22 protein-coding genes are annotated in these 19,578 nt (G+C 72.4%); 5 read left to right on the top strand and 17 right to left on the bottom strand.

What is annotated here, in order from left to right; genetic code table 11:
* Positions 1–44: 44 nt before the first annotated feature.
* The 7 genes from EV279_RS06935 to EV279_RS06905 form a co-directional block, all read right to left on the bottom strand.
* Positions 45–233, bottom strand: a complete 189-nt coding sequence (locus EV279_RS06935) for a hypothetical protein (protein WP_133542124.1) — start codon at positions 231–233, stop codon at positions 45–47.
* 155 nt (positions 234–388) lie between these two features.
* Positions 389–682, bottom strand: coding sequence for a hypothetical protein (locus tag EV279_RS06930; protein WP_133542123.1), 294 nt, complete (start codon positions 680–682; stop codon positions 389–391).
* Positions 683–770: 88 nt separating this feature from the next.
* Positions 771–1,751 carry an alpha/beta hydrolase gene (locus EV279_RS06925; RefSeq protein ID WP_133542122.1) on the bottom strand — a complete coding sequence of 327 codons (981 nt, stop codon included), beginning with the start codon at positions 1,749–1,751 and terminating at the stop codon, positions 771–773.
* A gap of 178 nt (positions 1,752–1,929) precedes the next feature.
* Positions 1,930–3,300: an FAD-dependent oxidoreductase gene (locus EV279_RS06920; RefSeq protein ID WP_133542121.1), complete on the bottom strand. Its 1,371-nt coding sequence runs from the start codon at positions 3,298–3,300 to the stop codon at positions 1,930–1,932.
* A 61-nt stretch (positions 3,301–3,361) separates the two neighbouring features.
* The gene (locus EV279_RS06915) at positions 3,362–4,417 is read right to left on the bottom strand and encodes a polyprenyl synthetase family protein (RefSeq protein WP_133542120.1); all 1,056 of its coding nucleotides are present in this window, start codon (positions 4,415–4,417) and stop codon (positions 3,362–3,364) included.
* A gap of 57 nt (positions 4,418–4,474) precedes the next feature.
* Positions 4,475–5,215: a demethylmenaquinone methyltransferase gene (locus EV279_RS06910; RefSeq protein WP_133542119.1), complete on the bottom strand. Its 741-nt coding sequence runs from the start codon at positions 5,213–5,215 to the stop codon at positions 4,475–4,477.
* A 9-nt stretch (positions 5,216–5,224) separates the two neighbouring features.
* Positions 5,225–5,860 (bottom strand): DUF402 domain-containing protein, encoded by a 636-nt coding sequence (locus tag EV279_RS06905; protein ID WP_243728466.1) that lies wholly within the window; start codon positions 5,858–5,860, stop codon positions 5,225–5,227.
* 52 nt (positions 5,861–5,912) lie between these two features.
* Here EV279_RS06905 and EV279_RS06900 point away from each other — a divergent pair, with 52 nt between their 5' ends.
* Both EV279_RS06900 and EV279_RS06895 read left to right on the top strand, forming a co-directional pair.
* A complete protein-coding gene (locus EV279_RS06900) occupies positions 5,913–7,145 on the top strand; it encodes an isochorismate synthase (RefSeq protein WP_133544701.1) in 1,233 nt (410 codons plus the stop codon).
* 131 nt (positions 7,146–7,276) lie between these two features.
* Positions 7,277–8,035 carry a class I SAM-dependent methyltransferase gene (locus EV279_RS06895; RefSeq protein ID WP_133542118.1) on the top strand — a complete coding sequence of 253 codons (759 nt, stop codon included), beginning with the start codon at positions 7,277–7,279 and terminating at the stop codon, positions 8,033–8,035.
* 9 nt (positions 8,036–8,044) lie between these two features.
* Here the strand turns inward: EV279_RS06895 and EV279_RS06890 are convergent, their stop codons facing one another.
* The 3 genes from EV279_RS06890 to EV279_RS06880 all read right to left on the bottom strand — a co-directional run bounded on the left by EV279_RS06890 (position 8,045) and on the right by EV279_RS06880 (position 11,311).
* Entirely contained in the window at positions 8,045–8,908 is an 864-nt protein-coding gene (locus EV279_RS06890) for a polyphosphate kinase 2 family protein (RefSeq protein WP_133542117.1), read from the bottom strand.
* Between the two features lie 77 nt (positions 8,909–8,985).
* A complete protein-coding gene (gene menD, locus EV279_RS06885; protein ID WP_133544699.1) occupies positions 8,986–10,776 on the bottom strand; it encodes a 2-succinyl-5-enolpyruvyl-6-hydroxy-3-cyclohexene-1-carboxylic-acid synthase in 1,791 nt (596 codons plus the stop codon).
* A gap of 70 nt (positions 10,777–10,846) precedes the next feature.
* On the bottom strand, positions 10,847–11,311 hold the full coding sequence (locus EV279_RS06880; protein WP_133542116.1) for a PLDc N-terminal domain-containing protein: 465 nt from the start codon (positions 11,309–11,311) through the stop codon (positions 10,847–10,849).
* A gap of 88 nt (positions 11,312–11,399) precedes the next feature.
* Here EV279_RS06880 and EV279_RS06875 point away from each other — a divergent pair, with 88 nt between their 5' ends.
* Positions 11,400–11,696, top strand: a complete 297-nt coding sequence (locus EV279_RS06875) for a DUF4229 domain-containing protein (RefSeq protein ID WP_133542115.1) — start codon at positions 11,400–11,402, stop codon at positions 11,694–11,696.
* A gap of 222 nt (positions 11,697–11,918) precedes the next feature.
* On the opposite strand, the gene EV279_RS06870 is transcribed toward EV279_RS06875, so the two are convergent.
* Positions 11,919–12,899, bottom strand: coding sequence for a 1,4-dihydroxy-2-naphthoate polyprenyltransferase (locus EV279_RS06870; RefSeq protein WP_133542114.1), 981 nt, complete (start codon positions 12,897–12,899; stop codon positions 11,919–11,921).
* Between the two features lie 104 nt (positions 12,900–13,003).
* Between EV279_RS06870 and EV279_RS06865 the strand changes: the two genes are divergently transcribed.
* On the top strand, positions 13,004–13,402 hold the full coding sequence (locus EV279_RS06865; RefSeq protein ID WP_133542113.1) for a VOC family protein: 399 nt from the start codon (positions 13,004–13,006) through the stop codon (positions 13,400–13,402).
* Positions 13,403–13,408: 6 nt separating this feature from the next.
* On the opposite strand, the gene EV279_RS06860 is transcribed toward EV279_RS06865, so the two are convergent.
* From EV279_RS06860 to EV279_RS06840, 5 genes are read right to left on the bottom strand one after another with little or no spacing between them, the layout of a single operon-like run.
* On the bottom strand, positions 13,409–14,563 hold the full coding sequence (locus tag EV279_RS06860; protein ID WP_133542112.1) for an AMP-binding protein: 1,155 nt from the start codon (positions 14,561–14,563) through the stop codon (positions 13,409–13,411).
* A gap of 7 nt (positions 14,564–14,570) precedes the next feature.
* On the bottom strand, positions 14,571–15,467 hold the full coding sequence (locus EV279_RS06855; RefSeq protein ID WP_133542111.1) for a 1,4-dihydroxy-2-naphthoyl-CoA synthase: 897 nt from the start codon (positions 15,465–15,467) through the stop codon (positions 14,571–14,573).
* Positions 15,464–16,267, bottom strand: coding sequence for an LLM class F420-dependent oxidoreductase (locus EV279_RS06850; protein ID WP_133542110.1), 804 nt, complete (start codon positions 16,265–16,267; stop codon positions 15,464–15,466). The genes EV279_RS06855 and EV279_RS06850 overlap by 4 nt, the downstream gene beginning before the upstream one ends.
* Before the next feature lie 58 nt (positions 16,268–16,325).
* Positions 16,326–17,273, bottom strand: a complete 948-nt coding sequence (locus tag EV279_RS06845; protein ID WP_166644479.1) for a permease prefix domain 1-containing protein — start codon at positions 17,271–17,273, stop codon at positions 16,326–16,328.
* A 2-nt stretch (positions 17,274–17,275) separates the two neighbouring features.
* Positions 17,276–17,611 carry a helix-turn-helix transcriptional regulator gene (locus tag EV279_RS06840; RefSeq protein ID WP_133542109.1) on the bottom strand — a complete coding sequence of 112 codons (336 nt, stop codon included), beginning with the start codon at positions 17,609–17,611 and terminating at the stop codon, positions 17,276–17,278.
* Between the two features lie 188 nt (positions 17,612–17,799).
* Here EV279_RS06840 and EV279_RS06835 point away from each other — a divergent pair, with 188 nt between their 5' ends.
* A complete protein-coding gene (locus tag EV279_RS06835) occupies positions 17,800–18,795 on the top strand; it encodes an o-succinylbenzoate synthase (RefSeq protein ID WP_243728465.1) in 996 nt (331 codons plus the stop codon).
* A gap of 6 nt (positions 18,796–18,801) precedes the next feature.
* Here EV279_RS06835 and EV279_RS06830 read toward each other — a convergent pair whose 3' ends face one another.
* Positions 18,802–19,434 (bottom strand): TetR/AcrR family transcriptional regulator, encoded by a 633-nt coding sequence (locus EV279_RS06830; RefSeq protein WP_243728464.1) that lies wholly within the window; start codon positions 19,432–19,434, stop codon positions 18,802–18,804.
* Positions 19,435–19,578 lie beyond the last annotated feature (144 nt).

Below are 19,578 nucleotides of genomic sequence, written 5' to 3'. Positions count from 1 at the left end.
CGCGGGGCTGCGGCGCCCGTCCGGTCGATGTCGCGGGCGGGATGTCAGCCGCGCCCGCGGGGCGTGCGCCGCAGACCGCCGATCGCGACGACGACGCCGACCCCGGCCGCGACGACGATGGCCAGGGCCATGAACAGCAGAAGGCTGATGCGCCCCGACAGGAGCGCGGCCATCGCGAGGAGGAGGCCGGCCAGCAGGGCGAACGCCGACCCGATGAGGGTCCACCACCACATGCGCCGCTCCTCCACGGCACTACTCTGCCCCACGGGGGCGCGGCGATCCACGCGTGGCGTGCGGGCAGGATGGATGCCTCGCCCGCCGCACCTCCGGGGCGCGGCGATCCACGCGACGCGAGGAGCGCCCGGCGACCTCCCGGGGCAGCGTCGGGTCACGGCATCCGTCGATCATCGTGCGCGGCGCTGCGCGAGCCCCAGTCGGCGATCGGTCCGCCTCCCGGCCCGTGCGCCCGGATGAAGGCGCTGTGAACCCGCTCGCACGCCACCCGAAGGCTCGTCGCCCAGCCGATGACCTCGCCGCGGTAGACCGTCTTGTAGCGCACGCCGGTGCCGTTCATGACACGACGGATCTCGATGTGCCCGTACGCGCGCCCCTGTCCGTCGACCATCCGCCAGGTGCCGGTCGGCCCCTCGACGGCGCTGAGGATCGGGTGCCAATCGGCCATCGGGGCGGCTCTTCCTTCCTCCGGCCGAGAGTCCAGATTACCGCGCCCGCGCCGACATTCGAAAGTGTGTTCTAACCCTCGACCGGGGTCACCTCCGGTCGAGGGCGCCGCGCGCGAGCCACAGCTCCACGGCGCGCCATGCCGCCTCGCGGGGTTCGGGACGCGAGAGGAACACGTCGTGCAGCGCTCCGTCGATGCGCGCGATCGTCACGTCGCGCCCGAGTCGGGTCGCGGCACGGGCGATCTCGTCGACGACGAGCACCGAGTCCGACGACGTCATCTCGTCCCGCCACGTCAGCTGCACGGACGAGCGCGCCGACAGCAGCACGAGAGCGGGGCATCCGACCTCGATGCCGGACGCGATCGTCCGGTGTCCCTCGAGGATCGCCGCGAGCCACGCGGGGTGCGTCGCGAATCCGAATTCCGGCCGCCACCGGCTGCGATACCCGGGCGCCGGAAGGGCGCCGACTTCGCGCTGCGCGCGCGTGTAGAAGCCGAGATCGACGGCCGCCTGCTGGCCGCGCGGCTCCCAGCGGGCGCGCGCCTGGACGAGCGGTGCGAGCGCCTGCCGGCCCATCGCGCCGAGCTGCAGCTCGAGCCAGGGGCTGTTGAGCACCAGCGCGGCCGCGCGGCCGGGATTGCGCGCCGCCCACAGCGACAGGGTGAGACCGCCCGTCGAATGCCCGACGAGCACGAGCCGCCGGCCGCGGCGGTGGCCGATCGCCGCGAGCGCCGCCCCGATGTCGGCGTCGTAATCGGCGAGGTCGGTGATGTAGCCCGGGGTCTGCCCCTCGCGGAGGCTCCGGCCGTACTTGCGCAGGTCGAGGGCGTAGAAGTGCGCGCCCAGCTCCGTCCACCTGCGGGCGACATCGGGTTGGAAGAAGTAGTCCGACCAGCCGTGCAGCGACAGGACGTCGAGGTCGCGGAAGGGTCCCGTGAGCACGCGCAGGGAATTCGGGATGCTGCGCACCAGCGTCGCGACCAGCGGCCCCTCATCGTCCTCGCCGAGGGGCAGGACGAGCTGCTCGAAGCCGTCGCCGAGGATGTCTGCGCGCCACTCCCCCGTCATGCGGCTCAGCCTACGAGGGCGCCGCGGGGCGCGGCATCCGTCCCCCGGCCGCTCGGGACCCCGCGAACCTCGGGAGCGCCGCGAACCTCGCGAACGTCGGAGATTCGCGCCGACGTCGGAGGAATCCGCGGGAATCGTCCGACGCAGGGCGGATCCTCCGACCGACGACGCGGAGCGCTCAGTCGCGGGAGATCGAGACCATCTCGTCGCGCGGCACGACCTTGATGCGGGCCCGGCCGTGCGGACGGCCGAGCTCCACCTCGTGGTTGTCGAGGCGGTGCCAGCCGTCGAGGTCGGTCCAGATCACGCCCCGCGAGGCCAGGAGGGCGGGGATCGCCTCCTCCGACGGGTCGGCGGGCTGCCACCACGACCCCTGGTCGTTGATGAGGTGGCGGATCGTCTCCATCGCGTCGGACTTGGTGTGGCCGATGAGGCCCACGGGGCCGCGCTTGATCCACCCCGTCGCGTAGACGCCGGGCACGCGCTCGTTGGAGTCCTTGCGCAGCACCTGACCCTCGTGGTTCGGGATGACGCCGTGGCGCTTGTCGAACGGGACGCCCGGCAGCGGCGAGCCGAAGTAGCCGACGGCGCGGTAGACGGCCTGCACGGGAATCTCGCGGATCTCACCCGTGCCCGCGACGCCGCCCTCGCCGTCGGGTCGCGTGCGCTCCCACCGGAAGGCCGACACGCGGCCCGCGGCATCCGTCACCACCTCGAGGGGCTTGGCGTAGAAGTGCAGGTGCAGGCGACGGGATGCCGAGCCCCCGGCGTTGTTGACCGAGTCGCGCTTGCGCCACGACTGCAGCACGCGGTCGATGACCATGACCTGCTTGTTGCTCGCGATCGCGGCGCGGGAGGCGTCGTCGTAGTCGAAGTCCTCGTCGTAGACCACCATGTCGACGTCGCGCAGCTCGCCGAGCTCCCGCAGCTCGAGCGGCGTGAACTTGACCTGCGCCGGTCCGCGGCGGCCGAAGACGTGCACGTCGGTGACGCGGGAGGCGGCGAGGCCGGCGTGGACATTGTCGGGGATCTCGGTCGGCAGGAGGTCCTCCGCGTGCTTGGCGAGCATGCGCGAGATGTCGAGCGCGACGTTGCCGTTGCCGATGACCGCGACGGATGCCGCGTCGAGAGGCCATTCGCGCGGCACGTCGGGATGCCCGTCGAACCAGCTGACGAAGTCGGCGGCGCCGTAAGACCCTTCAGCGCGGATGCCCGGGATGTCGAGGTCGGCGTCGTGGACCGCTCCCGTCGCGAAGATCACCGCGTTGTAGTGGCGCTTGAGATCCTCGAGGGTGATGTCCTCGCCGAAGCGGACGTTGCCGAAGATGCGGATGTCGCCGCGATCGAGCACTTCGCGGAGGGCCGTGATGATGCCCTTGATCCGGGGGTGGTCGGGCGCGACGCCGTAGCGGACGAGGCCGTAGGGGGCGGGGAGCTGCTCGAACAGGTCGATCGACACGTCGAACTTGCGCTCGGCCTTCAGCAGGATGTCGGCCGCGTAGATGCCGGCGGGGCCCGCGCCGACGATGGCGAGTCGGAGCTTGGTCATGTGCATCCTTTCTGGTGCTCGGCCGAGGCCGCCCTTCGGGGCACGGCGGGAGCGGTCCGGCTCAGCTCGAGCGGTCGGCGACGGCCTGGGCGAACCGCGTGAGCGCCTCGCGCACCGGGCCGTCGGGAATCGGGGCGAGCGCGTCGATGGCCTCGCGTGACCACGCGTGGGCGAGGTCGAGCGTCGCGCGCGTCGCGTCGTGTTCGCGTAGCCGGGCGAGGGGCTCGTCGAGCAGCGCCGGGTCGGCGCCGTCGGCGATCCGCGCGACACCCTCGTCGATCCGCTCGCGGAGGGAGACGGATGCCTCGTCCTCGCGGCGGCTGAGCAGCAGGTACGGCATCGTCGGCACGCCCGCGCGCAGGTCGGTGCCGGGCACCTTGCCCGTCTCGTCGGGGTCTGCGGAGAGGTCGATGACGTCGTCGAGCAGCTGGAAGGCGACTCCCGCCTTCTCACCGAAGACGAACATCGGCTGCTCGAACTCCTCCGCGCCGCCGCTGAAGATGACGCCCGACTGCGCAGCCGCCGCGATCAGCGAGCCGGTCTTGTCGGACAGCACCTGGAGGTAGAAGTCGACCGGGTCCTCGCCCTCCTGCGGGCCGACGGTCTCGTGCATCTGCCCGAGCACGAGGCGCTCGAAGGTGTCGGACTGCAGGCGGATCGCGCGGTCGCCCTGGCGGGCCATGATCTGGCTCGCGCGCGAGAAGAGGAGGTCGCCCGTGAGGATCGCGATGCTGTTGCCCCACACTGCGTGGGCGCTGGGGACTCCGCGGCGCTTGTCGGCGGCATCCATCACGTCGTCGTGGTAGAGCGAGCCGAGGTGCGTCATCTCGAGCGCCGTCGCCCCCTCGATGACCGCGTCGGTCGTGCCCTTGCCGAGCTGCGCCGCCAGCAGGGCGAGCATCGGGCGCACGCGCTTGCCGCCCGCCTCGTAGAGGTAGCGGCTCGTGGTGTCGGCGAGCTGGTCGGAGACGTGCAGCTCGTCACGCAGCGTGGCGTCGACCCGCTCGAGCCCCGCCTCGACCGTCGAGAGGAGCCGGCGAGACCTCGGGCCGGCGAAGACGCGGTCGGTGAGGCCCAGCTTGCTCGCAAGACGCGAGCCCGGCGCTGAGGGAGTCACGCGTCCAGCCTACCGGGCGGGCGTTGCGCGCGTTCCGCGGCGCCGGGGGTTCTCTCGTCAGCGAGACGGAGCCGGCTTGCGCGCGCGATGCAGCGCGACGATGCCGAACGACAGGTTGCGGTACGCGACATCCGCCCATCCGGCCTGACGGATCCACCCCGACAGCGTGCGCTGGTCGGGCCACTCCTTGATCGACTCGTTGAGGTAGTCGTACGCCTCGGCGTTCGAGCTGACGGCCTTCGCGACCGAAGGGAGGATGCGGTCGTTGTAGAAGCGGTAGAGCCCGTTGAAGCTCCGCGACGGCGGGTGGGAGAACTCGCAGATCACCAGCCGACCGCCGGGCCTGGTCACGCGGAGCAGTTCGGCCAGCGCCGTCCTCGGCTCGTTCACGTTGCGCAGGCCGAACGACATCGTGACCGCGTCGAACTCGCCGTCCGAGAACGGCAGCGCCGTCGCGTCGGCCTCGACGAAAGACAGGTTCGGGATGCCTCGGTGCCGCCGCCGGCCCTCCGCGATCATGCCCGGCGAGAAGTCGGCCGCGACGACGTCGGCTCCGCTCTTGGCCAGGCTCACGCTCGAGGCGCCTGTCCCCGCCGCGAGGTCGAGGATGCGCTGTCCCGGACGCGGAGCGACCGCGCGGGTGGTCGCGACCCGCCAGAGCTGGTCGTTGCCGAGGCTCAGGACCGTGTTCGTGCGGTCGTAGCCCTTCGCGACCTGGTCGAACATGCCGCTCACGCGCCGCGGGTCCTTGCCGAGGTCGGCGCGGTTGGGCTCGTGGTCGGCGGAGCTCGGGGTCACGCGTCGAGTCTAGGCGTCGGGCGCGACCGGCCCGAGGGAGTCCGGCCCGACCGGCCCGACGGCCCCGGATACGGTCGGCCCGGCGGCCTCGGATACGACCGAGCCGAGGGCGTCGAGGCGCGCGTGCCACGCCGCCGCCGTCCCGTCGTCGAAGGGGGCATCGTGGGCGATGACCCTCTGCTCGAGGTCGACGGCGAGCGCCTCGAGCCGTGCGACGAGGTCGAGGGGGTAGCCGTATGCGACCCGGTGATCGTCCCACTCGTCGCGGTCGTCGATCCAGATGCCCCGTCCGTCGCGGGCATCGACGACGTCGAGGTCCATGTCGATGCCGGTGGGCTCGTGCCCCTGCCAGCGCACGTCCCACGCGATGTCGATGTAGATCCGGTAGGTCGCGGGCGGGGCGTTGAAGGTCGCGGTGAAGTCGCCGCTGGGCGGAAGGAGCGTGACGTTGTCCGCCTCCGCGGGGAAGTCCCGCCCCGGTCGCGAGCTGCGCCATCCCCTGGGCTGGCCGAACCAGTCCCCCCACTGGTCGGCACCGAGGTAGACGCACTCGTGCATCCAGTGCGGACCGCCGTCCCACTTGCGCCAGCGGAACGTGACCCGGGTACCGGGCTGGGGGCGGTCCGGGCGGGAGTCTTCGGTCACGAGGCGAGTCTAGGCTTGAGTCGTGACCGACCCCCTCCGCCCGCCGCGCCTGGTGGTCGAGACCCGGGAGATCGACCCGGATCGTGATCCGCTCGCCTTCACGCACCCCGATTCGCCGCTCGCGTGGCTGCGCCGCGGCGACGGCATCGTGGGCGTCGGGCGCGCCGCGGCGGCCTACGAGACGGTCGGGCGAGCCGGGGCATCCGCCGCCGAGGCGTGGCGCGCCATCGCCGCTGCCGCCGACGTCGATGATCCCGTGCGCCTTCCCGGCACGGGCCTCGTGGCGTTCGGCGCGTTCGCCTTCGACGCCCTATCGGCGTCGCGGAGCCGGCTCGTCGCGCCCGAGGCCGTCGTCGGGCGCCGCGGCGGCCGGGCGTGGATCACCCGCGTGCGCACCCTCGGCGCCGAGACGGAGGAGGCGCCGCTCGAGCTCGTCCCCTACGGGCCGTACTGGTCGGGGACGCTCGGCCCCGGTGCCCTCGATCCGGCCGGCTACCAGGCGGCCGTCCGGGCCGCGCTGGACGCCATCGCGGCGAACGACGTGGACAAGGTCGTGCTCGCGCGCGACCTCGTGGGCACGGTGCCGGCGGGCGCCGACCTGCGGCGCCTCGTCCGGGCCCTCGCGTCGGGCTACCCCGACACCTGGACGTACGCCGTCGACGGGCTCATCGGCGCGAGCCCCGAGACGCTCGTGACGGTGTCGGGGGGTACCGTGACGGCACGGGTGCTGGCGGGCACCTTCCCGCGCGGGACCGACGCAGGCGGGGATGCCGAGGCATCCGTCGCCCTCGCCCACAGCGCGAAAGACCTCGACGAGCACCGCTACGCGGTGCAGAGCGTGATCGACGCGCTGAGTCCGCTCACGACCGCCCTCCGCGCGGACGACGAGCCGTTCGCGCTCGAGCTGCCCAACCTCTGGCACCTCGCCACGGACGTCGCGGGGGATCTCGCCGACCACGCGTCGGCGCTCGACCTCGTCGCGGCGCTGCATCCCACGGCGGCGGTCGCCGGCACCCCGACGGATGCCGCGATCGAGGTGATCCGCCGGCTCGAGCCGTTCGACCGTGGTCGCTACGCGGGTCCGGTCGGGTGGGTCGACGCGAACGGCGACGGCGAGTGGGCGATCGCGCTGCGCTGCGTGCAGGTGGGCGGGACGCCGACGAGCACCGGCACGATCCCCGTCGTCGCGCACGCCGGGGCGGGCATCGTCGCCGGGAGCGATCCCGAGACCGAGCTGCTCGAGACGAGGGTCAAGTTCCGGCCGATCGTCGACGCTCTGGCGTGACGTCCGGCTGACGCTCTGGCGTGACGCCCGGCTGACGCCCGGGCGTCGGGACCTCCTGCAGGAGCCGAATACCGTACCTCGCCGGGCAATGCACCTTTCGGCGCGGCGCGGCCGGGCCTACACTCGCGCGCATGTCGTTCGAAGTGCCGGCAGCGGTGTACGACGCCTACATGGGACGCTTCTCCATCCCGCTCGCGGAGGAGTTCGTGAGGTGGGTGGATCCGCCCGAGGGCGGGCGGGTGCTCGACGTCGGCTGCGGAACGGGCGCCCTGACCGCGGTTCTCGCGCGGCGGTACGGCGTCGCGGAGGTCGCCGGCGTCGACCCGTCGCACTCCTTCGTCCGGTCGACCGCCGAGCGCTTCCGCTACGCCGACATCCGACACGGGACAGCGGAGGATCTCCCCTTCGACGACGACGTGTTCGTCGCGGCGCTGGCGGAGCTCGTCGTGCATTTCATGACGGATGCCGCGGCCGGCGCGCGCGAGATGGTGCGCGTCACGCGGCGCGGCGGCGTCGTGGCATTGTGCGTGTGGGACCTCGAGAACGAGCGCGCGCCCTTCTCGCTGTTCGCGCGCGCCGCGCGGGCGGAGACAGGGTCGTCCATGGGCCTGGCGGGACGCGCGGGCACACGGGCGGGCGACCTCGCGGCGCTGCTGGAGAAGGCCGGGTGCGCGGGGGTGAGCGAGACGGCGCTATCCGTCACGGTGGAGTACGCCGACTTCGAGGAGTGGTGGCGGCTGCAGACCCACGGTACGGGGACGATCGCGGACGCGCTCGAGGGTCTCGACGACGACGGGATCGGCCGCGTGCGTGCCCGCGCGTTCGAAGCCCTCGGCGCCGGGCCCTTCACCGTGAGCGCGACGGCCTGGGCCGCGCGCGGCACGGTCTGACGGGCAGCCTCAGCTTGCGGCGAGCCGCGCCTTCTCGGCCTCGACGTCGAACGTCGCGGCGGGCCACTGCGGGTCGATCCTCTCGAGCGCCTCGAGAAGGAGCGCCTGGACGGCGATGCGTGCGTACCACTTGCTGTTCGCGGGCACGACGTGCCACGGCGCCCATGGCGTCGAGGTGCGCTCGAAGACGAGCTGATAGGCGTCCATGTACTTCGGCCACAGGGCACGCTCGTCCACGTCGCCCGGGTTGTACTTCCAGTGCTTGTCCGGCCGTTCCAGCCGCTCCATGAGGCGCTCGCGCTGCTCGTCGGGCGAGATGTGCAGCATGACCTTGATGGTGCGCGTCCCCCGCTCCGACACGCGCTTCTCGAACTCGTTGATCGCGCCGTAGCGCCGCTCGATCTCATCGGCACCGGCGAGACTGCGTACGCGGCCGATCAGCACGTCCTCGTAGTGCGACCTGTCGAACACGCCGATGAATCCGGGTTCGGGGAGCCGCTTCTCGATCCGCCACAGGAAGTCGTGGGCGAGCTCTTCTGCGGTGGGCTTCTTGAAGGCGGCGAGTGCGACGCCCTGCGGGTCGACCGATCCCACGACGTGGCGGATGATGCCGCCCTTCCCGGCCGAGTCCATCGCCTGCAGCACGAGCAGCACCGAGGCGTTCGTCGCCTCCGACCGGCTCTCGGCGAAGAGGCGCTCCTGCAGTTCGTCGAGCTCCGCCGCTCCCGACTCCAGGTCCTCCTGCGCGGTCTTCTTGCCGCCGTCGTATCCCGGCGTCGACGACGGATCGACGTCGGCGAGCCGGAATCCCTCCCCCACACGAAGCAGCTCGGAGGGCTCCCCGACCCAGTTCTTCTGACTCGTCGCCGTCATGGGTTCATCTTGGCCGAGGTCGCTCGCGCGCACGAGAGTTTGCGGAGTGCTCGTCGCCGTGCTCGGGATGCCGCGGCTCACCGCGGCAGCGGCACCTCGACGAGCTGCCGACCGGCGACGGGAGAGGTGAGGGCCTGGTCGAGCTCGCTGCGGGTCGTGCAGCGGGAGTACCGCCAGCCGTAGGCGTGCGCGAGATCCTCGAGCGATACGGCGTGCGGCGTGTAGAGCACGCGGTCCATCGCATCGCGCTCCGCCACCTGCGCGACCTCGAGCCCGTCGAAGATCGTGCCGCCTCCGTCGTTGCCGACGATCACCTGCACGCGCGGCTCGGGCTCGCCCGGCGCGAGGAGCATCGCGCCCACGTCGTGCAGGAAGGCGAGGTCGCCCAGCAGCACCCGCGTGACACCGGGCCTGCCGTCCGCCTGGCTCGCCAGCGCGATGCCGATCGCGGTCGCGAGGGTGCCGTCGATGCCCGCGAGCCCCCGATTCGCGTGGACGGGGATCTTCTTGCCCCCGACCACCGCGTCGGCGACGCGGACGAGTCGGGACGACCCGAACATCAGGCGATCGTGCGGCCAGGTCGCGCGCCAGACCGCGTCGACGAGGGTCGGCCGGTCGATCGGCGCGCGAATGGCGCCGAGCTCCGCGGCGATCGCACCGAGGCGCTCCGCGGGCACCGCCGAGGAGAGACCGTCGGCGTCGGGAGCCGAGGGGGAGAGATCGACGGATGCCTCGCGCGAAGCGCGCAGCCATCGCCCCAGCCACTCACGATCGACCTCGCCGGCCTCGACCCCGACGGCGTCGAGAGGCGTCGTCGCGCCGTTGAGGTTGAGGGGCTCGCCGGGCCCGCGGAGGGCGAACACCTCGACGCCGGAGTCGGCGAGCAGCCCGGCGGTCTCCCGGCTGAGGGTGGGGTGCCCCAGCACGACGACGCGCTCGATGCGACCGCCGAGCTCCGGGTCGCGCAGGAGGTCGCGGTAGCCGTGCACGAGCTGACGTCCGAACCGCGCGCCGCTGACGACCTCGGCGATGAGCGGCCACCCTCCGGCGTGTGCCAGCTCCTCGGCCTCCGGACCCGCATCGGCCCCCGCGAGCACGACCGTGCGGGGCCCGCGCAGCAGGACGTGCGGCCGGCCGTCGGGTTCGATGGGGAGGTCGGACTCGCCGATGCCGCCGCCGCCCTGATACAGCGCGCCGGACGGGTCGTCGGCCTGCGCGGCGTCGATCGGCGCACCGTCGGGATCGTCGAGGGTCCCGACCGTCAGCTCGGCGCCGGGCACCGCGAGCCACGGGGGCAGGTCGCCCGCGAGCGGCTCCCGGAAGGGCAGATTGAGATGCACCGGGCCCGACGAGCGCGTGCCCTCGCCGAGCGCGGCGGCGACGGCCTGCGCGGCCACTTCCCGCAGGAGAAGACTCTGCGGCCCCCCGCCCTCGAGGTCCGTCTCCTCGGGGACCGGCAGATCCGCCTCCCAACGCGCACTGGGTGCGAACATCCCAGGCTGGCGCGTCGTCTGGTTCGCACCGACCCCGCGCAGCTCCGGCGGGCGGTCGGCGGTGAGGAGCAGAAGCGGCACGCCGGCGTGGTGGGCCTCGAGGGCCGCGGGCAGCAGGTTCGCGGCGGCGGTGCCGGACGTGCACACGACGACCGCCGGCATCCGCGTCTCGCGACCTATTCCGAGAGCCGTGAATCCGGCCACCCGCTCGTCGAGGCGCACGTGCAGCGAGAGCGCGCCGCGGCGCTCGAGCTCCGCGGCGACGAGGGCCAGCGCCTGCGAGCGCGAACCGGGGCTCAGGACGACGTGGCCGACTCCCCGCTCGACCAGCGCCGCGAGGAGGGCGGCCGCGGCATCCGTCGCCGGTGACGCCAGCTGCCGGGGATCGTGCGCAGGCTCACCCGCGGTCTCGGCGAGGCGCTCGCCGTCGGCCTCGGGATCCACGTCAGCCGACGGCCCCGCGCTGTCCGCGAGTGTCGTCGTCGTCCGGCCCGGTTCCGAGGCCCGTCGGCTCGCTCGGCGCCGCGGACTCGTCCGGCGTGGTGGCGGCGGCTCCGGACGCCGGCGCGGCGGGCGGCTTCCACTTCGGGTCGTCGTCCTCCGCGTCGAGCTGGGCCAGCTCCTCCTCGAGGCGACGGATGCGCTCGTCCTGATCGCTGATCGTGCCGATGCGGCCGAGGAACTCGGGGTCGTCGTCGGGGGCCCGGCGCGCGGCGATCGAGCTCGCCCGCACGCGCCCCACGATGAGCCAGAGGATGCCGCCGAGCACGGGCAGCAGCACCACGATGAGCACCCAGACGGGCTTGCTCACGCCGCGGTGCCGGTTCGCCGGCTGCACGGCGCAGTCGACGATGGTGAAGACCCAGAACGCGGTCGCCACCAGAGCCAGAATCAGCAGTCCGCGCACCACGTCTCCATCCTAGGCGCGCGGGCTGGACATGGCGTGGGAGTAACCGAACGGTGACCAGCCCTCGTCGCTGCCGAATTACGATGAGGTGGTGAAAGCCCGGTCCGCGATCCTGTACACGGTGCTGCGGCTCCTGGCGTTCCTGGTGCCGTTCGGCATCCTGATGCTCTTCCCGGTCTTCCGCGAGCTGTACTGGCTGGCCGCCATCTTCGCCGCGCTCATCGGCCTGAGCCTGTCGCTCCTCTTCCTCCGTCGTCCCCTCGACGACGTCAGCTCGGGCCTCGCCGAGCGCCGGCAGCGCGTGCGCCGCGCGGACGCGGTCAAGGACGAGGACGTCGAGGATGCCGCCGCCGACGCGGCCCGCCCGGCGAGCGCCGACGACGCCTGACGGGTCCACGCGCGGCTCGTGGTTCGGGAACGAGTGGCGCGCGGTCAGGCGTCGTCCCCTCGTCTCGCTCCGCTCGCTCGGGGACCGGGATGGGCTCCGCTCGGGGACCGGGGGTGGGCCCGCCCGCGCGACGGGGAGGGTGAACACCCCGCTCCGGTCCCCGAGCGAGGAGCGAAGCGACGAGAGGAGGGGACGACCCCGAGCCCACGAGGAGCGTAGAGATCAGCCGAGGAAGGCCCAGAAGAGGATCGCGCCGTAGGCGATCGACGTCAGAGACGTCAGGGCGAGCGCGACGAGGAGCTCCTTCGGCACCCGGTAGGTCCAGACGATGAGGATCGCCGGCAGCGCGGCGAGGAGGGCGAGCAGCGTCAGCCATGCGATCGGATAGAACAGCGCCAGGAACGCCGCGATCCCGAACGGCACGAGCACGAACAGCGTGAACAGCCACTGCGTCGCGCGGCGACCGATGAGCACCGTGAGGGTGCGTTTGCGCGCGGCGCGGTCCTGGTCGATGTCGCGGAGATTGTTGGCCAGGAGCACCGCGCACGCGAGGAGACCCGCCGCGACGCCGCCGAACCAGGCCTCCTGCGGCACCGAGAGCACCTGGACGTACGCCGTGCCGGCCGTGGCCACCAGCCCGAAGAAGACGAAGACGAAGAGCTCGCCGAGCCCGTAGTAGCCGTACGGGCGCTTGCCGCCGGTGTAGAACCAGGCGGCGAGGATCGCGACGGCGCCCACCGCGAGGAGCCAGTACTGCCCGGAGCGCACGACGAGAGCCAGTCCCGCGAGGCCGGCGATCGCGAAGAAGGCCAGCGCCACGGTCAGCACCGTGCGCGGCCTCGCCTTCCCCGACGCCGTCAGGCGGGCGGGTCCGACGCGGTGGTCGTCGGTGCCCCGGATGCCGTCGCTGTAGTCGTTGGCGTAGTTGACGCCGATCTGGAGGCTCACCGAGACGATCAGGCAGAAGAGGGCCATCACCCAGTGGAGCTGCCCGTCGACCAGATGCGCGGCACCCGTGCCGATGAGCACGGGCGTGACGGCGAGGGGAAGCGTGCGAAGCCTCGCCCCTCCGATCCAGTCGCGTGCCGTCGCCTTCTCGACACGACGCGGATCGCGGGGCGCGTTCGACTTCTGGGGGTTTCCGCGCGGGGCCTGCTTCTTCGGGCCCGGACGCTTGCGGTTCCTGCTGGGGGTGCCTGCCACGAGGGGACATCATAGAGCCCGCGCCGCTGCGCCGACGGATGCCTCGGCCGCGAGCGATCCGCAAGGGGGTGGCCGCGGCATCCACGGGGCGCGACACTGGCCTCATGTTGAGCGTGGGCACCGTCGTGCTGACCGTGGAGGACATCGACCGGGCGGGCGCCTTCTGGCGCGCGGCCCTCGGGTACGTCGACCGCCGCGAGCCGTCGAGCGACTGGGTCGTGCTCGATCCGCCCTACAAGCGGAGCTGGGACGCACCGGGCGCGAGCATCGCCCTCTCGGTGACGGGGTACCCGCAGCACTATCCCCCGCGCATCCACCTCGACCTCTACGCCGACGACCAGGCCGCAGAGGTCGCGCGCCTGCTCGGCCTCGGGGCGCGCGAGGTGGGCTGGCACGACTACCCGGAGGACGCGGACTGGATCGTCCTGGAGGACACGGAGGGCAACCGCTTCTGCGTCGTCGACACGAGCGATCGTCCGAGCGATCCGGATCGCGACGACTGACCGGGCTCAGCGCAGCGCGAGGACGGCGCGGCGGATCGCCTCCCGGTCGGGCTTTCCGGACGGCAGCGTGGCGAGCTCGTCCACGAGCACGAGTCGCGCGGGCCGCGCATGCGGTCCGATCTCGTCGGCGACGGCCGCCCGGGCCTCTTCGAGCTGCACGGACTCGCTGCGACGGAGCGCTTCGCCGCGGGAGGCGACGACCACGGATGCCTCGCCCCACGTCTCGTCGGGCACCCCGACGACGACAGCGCCCGACAGACCCGGTACGGAGCGGACGATGCGCTCGACACGGTCGAGCGAGACGTTGATGCCGCCCGAGACGATGACGTTGTCGATGCGGCCCCGCACCCGCAGAACCCCGTCCTCGAGAAGACCCGCGTCGCCGGTGCGGTACCAGCGCCGGCCGTCCGCATCGCGAAGGAACGCGGCATCCGTCCTCTCGGAGTCGCCCAGGTACCCGTCCGCGAGGGTCGGGCCCGACAGCTGCACCTCGCCGTCGATGATCCTCACGCCGACACCGTCGAGCGGGCGGCCGTCGTAGACGCACCCGCCGCTCGTCTCCGTGGAGCCGTACGTGCGCACCACACGGGCGCCGAGCGCGTGCGCGCGCTCCAGCACGGCGGGCGGCAGGGCCTGCCCGCCTACGAGGATCGTCTCGAACGAGCGGAGGGCGGCCGCGACGGTGGCGTCCTCGTCGGCGGCGTCGAGCAGTCGGGACAGCTGCGCCGGAACCAGCGACGTGTAGGTCGGCACCCGGATCCCGCCGCGGCTCGAGGTCATCGTGAGCGCCGCGGCGGCGAAGGACCGCGGCCGGAACGAGCCGCTGAGGAGCGCCGGCTCGCGATCGGCGACGATGGCCCGCACGAGCACCTGAAGCCCCGCGACATAGCTCGCGGGGAGCGCCAGGAGCCACGCGCCCTCGCCGATCCGCCCGGCGGTCGCCAGCGCGCTCGCGGTCAGCGCGTCGCGGCTCAGCACCACGCTCTTCGGCACTCCGGTCGAGCCCGAGGTCGTGACCACGACGGCCGTCCCCGCGCGGACGGTCTCGGGCATCGCCCGCACCATCCCGAGGCCGAGGGCGGGACCGGCGCCGTGGATGGCCGAGCGCAGGCCGCGCAGGATCTCGCGCGGGTCGTCTCCGACGACGGGCTGGAGCTTCATGCCGTGCTCAGTACTGCCAGGGGTAGGGCGCCCAGTCGGGCTCGCGCTTCTCCAGGAACGCGTCGCGGCCCTCGACGGCCTCGTCCGTGCCGTAGGCGAGGCGGGTCGCCTCGCCCGCGAACACCTGCTGACCCACGAGTCCGTCGTCGACGGCGTTGAAGGCGAACTTGAGCATGCGGATCGCCGTCGGCGACTTCGTCAGGATCGTCCGTGCCAGCGCGACGGCCTCGGTCTCGAGCTCGGCGTGGGGCACGACGCGGTTGACCGCGCCCATCTCGTAGGCGCGCTGCGCGGAGTACTCCTCGGCGAGGAAGAAGACCTCGCGCGCGAACTTCTGACCGATCTGTCGCGCGAAGTACGCGGACCCGTAGCCCGCGTCGAAGCTGCCGACATCGGCATCGGTCTGCTTGAAGCGCCCGTGCTCCGAGCTGGCGATCGTGAGGTCGCACACGACGTGAAGGGAGTGCCCTCCCCCGGCCGCCCAGCCGGGCACCACGGCGATCACCACCTTGGGCATGAACCGGATGAGCCGCTGCACCTCGAGGATGTGCAGGCGTCCGGTGCGCGCTGCATCCATCTCGTCCCCGTCGGCGTACCGATAGCCGTCGCGACCGCGGATGCGCTGGTCGCCCCCCGAGCAGAACGCCCAGCCGCCGTCCTTCGGGCTCGGGCCGTTCCCGGTGAGGAGGACGACGCCGATCCTCGGATCCTGCCGAGCCGTGTCGAGGGCGCGGTACAGCTCGTCGACGGTGTGCGGACGGAAGGCGTTGCGCACCTCCGGCCGGTCGAACGCGATGCGGGCGATGCGGCCGTCGGTGGACACGTGCGCCGTGATGTCGGTGTAGGCGTCGGCACCGGGCGCAGCGGTCCACGCGCTCTCGTCGAAGAGCTCCGAGACGCTCATGCCCCGCCGTTCTTGGCGTCGCGCCAGGCGAGCCACCGCGAGACGCGCTCGTAGTCGTAGTCCGGCCCGCGGAACCCCATCGTGAACAGCCGCACGCCGGCGTCGAAGAGGGCGTCCGCGTGCTCGGTGTCGTTGCGGTGCAGCTCGTTCGAGATCACGATCGCGGTCGTGTCGGAGCCGTCCCGGTCACCCCAGCGCTCGATGATCGAGACCTTGTCCGCGAGCTTCTCGGGCGCGACGAAGCTGTGCCAGATGTCCGCATGGCGCGCGACGAGGCGCAGGGTCTTCTGCTCCCCCGCCCCGCCGATGAGCACGGGGATGCGCCGGGTGGGGGGCGGATTGAGCCTGTCCCAGCGCCGGGTGATGCGCTCGAGGCCCTCTGCCAGGTCGTTCAGCCGCGTCCCCGCCGTGCCGAACTCGTAGCCGTACTCGTCGTAGTCGCGCTGGAACCAGCCGGAGCCCGTGCCGAAGATGAAGCGGCCGGCACTACCGCCCTTCGCCGAGATGTGGTCGATCGTCCGGGCCATGTCGGCCTGCAGGTCGGCGTTGCGGTAGCTGTTGCAGTTGACCAGCGCGCCGAACTCCACGCGCTCGGTCTGCTCGGCCCACGCGCCCAGCATCGTCCACGACTCGAAGTGCAGACCGTCGGGATCGCCCGACAGGGGGAAGAAGTGGTCCCAGTTGAAGAGGATGTCGACGCCGGCGTCCTCCAGTCGCAGCACGGCGTCGCGCAGCTGCGCGTACGAGACATGCTGGGGCTGAAGCTGCACGCCGAGCCGGACGGGCGTGTCGAGGAGCATGTCGCAAGCCTAGAGCGCCGGAGGATGCCGCGACCCGGGGCCGCGGCATCCGATCCGGTCAGCGCGCCCGATGCGCCTTGAGGAAGGCGTCGACGGAGTCCCACACGGCGATGCCCGCGAACACGAACCCGAAGACGACGCTGACGATGCCGCCGACCTGAGCCCCGTCGTCGGGGATGACCGTCGGGAAGAAGTCCGGGTTGAGGAGCCTCCCCTGCGACAGCAGCCACAGCGCCGGCAGCGCGATGGCGACGTTGAGCACGAGGTTGAGGTAGGCGAGGCCGGTCGTCCAGCGCCCGCGGGCGTACACCGCGACGGCGAGCGCCGCCTCGGCCGCCATCAGCACGAACAGGCCCGCGATCCACCACGGCCACAGGCCCGGGTCGAGGAAGGGCAGGGTCAGGCCGTCGCCGACGGGCCAGCCGACGAAGTGATCCCACAGGATCACGCCGGCGCCGATCGCGAGGAAGACGAGAGTCGCGACCATGTCGCCGAATCCCGCGCCCGAGGCGCGCGGCTCGGGGAGCTTGTCCGGGGTCCAGGGGCTCGGGTCGGTGGTCTCGTGGCCCGTGCGCTCGAGGATGACGAAGACGAGGGTCACCCAGAACGCGACGTGGACGATCACCGAGATCACGACGCTCACCACCGAGCCCACGATCTCGCCGAAGGAGGCGCCGGCGAGCGTCTGCCCGAGCGCGACCCCGAACGCGGCGCACGCGGGCACGATCGCCCACAGCAGCTTGAGCAGCCGCCACCAGTCGAGGTAGTACCGGGGGCCGACGAGCCAGAGCGGGCGCTCGAGATATCCCGCGGCGAGCTTGTCGGGATCGCCGAGCTCGGTGAGGACGGCACGTTCCGCGGCGGCGCGCGACTCGCCGGCCTCGGCCCGTGCGTCGACCTGGTCGTCGATCGACGCGCGCAGCTCGGTCGAGAGGTCGCTCCGCTGCTTCTCGGGGACGCTGCGCATCGCGGCGTCGATGTAGCGGTCGATGAGTGTGGCGTGCATGGTCAGTCCTTCTCGGGGAGGGCCGCGACGGCGGCGGAGATGGCGTGGAAGTCGGCGGTGAGAGCCGCGGCCAGGCGGCCGCCCGCGGGGCTGGTGCGATAGAACTTGCGCGGCCGCGCCTCGTCGGTGTTCCACTCGCTCACGAGATGGCCCTGCTTCTCGAGGCGGCGGAGCAGGGGATAGAGGGTGTTTGCGTCGGTGTCGAAGCCGCGCGCGGCGAGGTCTTCGAGGAGGCCGTAGCCGTACCCGGGGCTCGCCAGCAGACGCAGGCACGCGAGGACGACGGTTCCGCGCCGCAGCTCCTGTAGGTGGGTCTCGAGTGCTTCGGTCTCGCTCATGCTTCACACTTTACTGTGTGATGCACAGTAATGGCAAGCGCACAGTGATGTGCGATCTTGGGGCGCGTTTCGTCTCGCTTCGCTCGCTCAACGACCGGGGCGCGAGCCCGCTCAACGACCGGGGGGCGCGAGCCCGCTCAACGACCGGGGGGTGAGGGGCGCGAGACAGGAGTGCGAGGATGGGGCGCGTGACCGAGGACGCCCCCCTTCCCCCGCTCGCCGAGATTCTCGCGTCGGCCCGGGTCGTGGCCCTGCCGCTCGCGACGCGCTTCCGGGGCGTGGACGTGCGGGAGGCTGTCCTGTTCGAGGGCCCGGAGGGATGGACGGAGTTCTCGCCCTTCGCCGAGTACGACGACCGCGAGGCCGCGACCTGGCTGGCAGCCGCGATCGACTTCGGATGGATGCCGCAGCCCGCGCCCGTGCGGAGCGAGGTGCGCGTCAACGCCACGGTGCCCGCCGTGGACGCGGCATCCGTCCCCGCCGTCCTCGCCCGATACGACGGCTGCCGGACGGCGAAGGTCAAGGTCGCCGAACAGGGCCAGAGGCTCGCCGACGACGTCGCGCGGGTGCGCGCCGTCCGTGCGGCGATGGGCCCCGAGGGCCGACTGCGGCTCGATGCCAACGGCGCGTGGAATCTCGACGAGGCCGAGCACGCCGTCCACGCCCTCGCCGAGTTCGACCTCGAGTACGTCGAGCAGCCGTGCGGCACCGTCGAGGAGCTCGCCGAGCTGCGCCGCCGGGTGACCTACATGGGCGTGCCGATCGCCGCCGACGAGAGCGTTCGCAAGGCCGCGGACCCGCTCGCGGTCGCCCGCGCGGGCGCGGCCGATCTGCTCGTCGTGAAGGCGCAGCCGCTCGGCGGGGTGCGCCGGGCGCTGGAGATCGTGGCGGCCGCCGGTCTTCCCGCCGTCGTCTCGAGCGCGCTCGACACATCCGTCGGCCTGTCGATGGGGGCCGCGCTTGCGGCAGCGCTGCCCGACCTCGACTACGACTGCGGCCTGGGCACCGCGGCTCTGTTCGCGGCGGACGTCGCCGCCCCCGGGCTGAGGCCGGTGGCCGGTGTTCTCCCGGTGGGCCGGGTCGCACCCGATGTCGCGCTGCTGCGCGAGCACGAGGCATCCGTGGACCGGCAGGACTGGTGGCTCCAGCGGCTGTCGCGCTGCCACGCCGTGCTCGCGGAGTGACGCCCCTCAGGGCAGGTCGAGGACGAGCGTCGCGGCGCGGGCGATGTCGGCGTTCGTGCGACGGCACAGCTCGTCGTAGTCCAGGCCCGCCATCGTCCCGTGGACGGTCGAGCTGTCCCAGATCGTCAGGAGCACGTGAGCGGCCTCGGCGGCGGGGACCCGCAGACGAAGCCCCTTCGATCGCTCGATGTCGGCGACGATCTGCGTGACGCTGCGGTGCAGCTCGTCGTCCCACGCGAGGTAGGCCGTCGCCAGCTGAGGATCGCGGAGCGCCCGGATGCGGATCTCGCTCAGCAGCAGCACCCCGAGGCGGTCGTCGCCGGTGACGTCGAGCACGCGCTGCACGATGTCGAGGGCGCTGTCCGCACTGACCTCGAGCGTGCCCTCGCTCTCGAGTTCCGCGACGCGCTCCTGCACCGCGGCGAGACGCTCCTGGGTGACGCGTCGCGCGAGCTCGAGGAACAGCTCGTCCTTCGATTCGAAGTTCGAGTAGAACGCGCCACGCGTGAAGCCGGCCCGCTCGCACACCGCTTCGACGGATGCCGCATCCAGCCCGACCTCGGCGAAGACCTCGGCGGCGGCATCCAGGAGACGCTGTCGCGTCGCGTCGCGACGACGCGTGGTCACAGCATCGCTCACGTCCATCCTCCTCGCCTCGATTTTCACACCTGCCGTTCAGCCTTGCGACCGCCCGCGACTTTACGATACATCTATGTATCGGATACAGCGACGTATCGGACAAGCCGCGCGTCGCCTCTCCTGAGCTTCCGCGGACAAGCGAAA

This window comes from Microbacterium sp. BK668 (assembly GCF_004362195.1).
Lineage (GTDB): Bacteria > Actinomycetota > Actinomycetes > Actinomycetales > Microbacteriaceae > Microbacterium.
The sequence above is the reverse complement of the archived record's forward strand: the minus strand, read 5'-3'. Positions and strand labels throughout refer to the sequence as shown.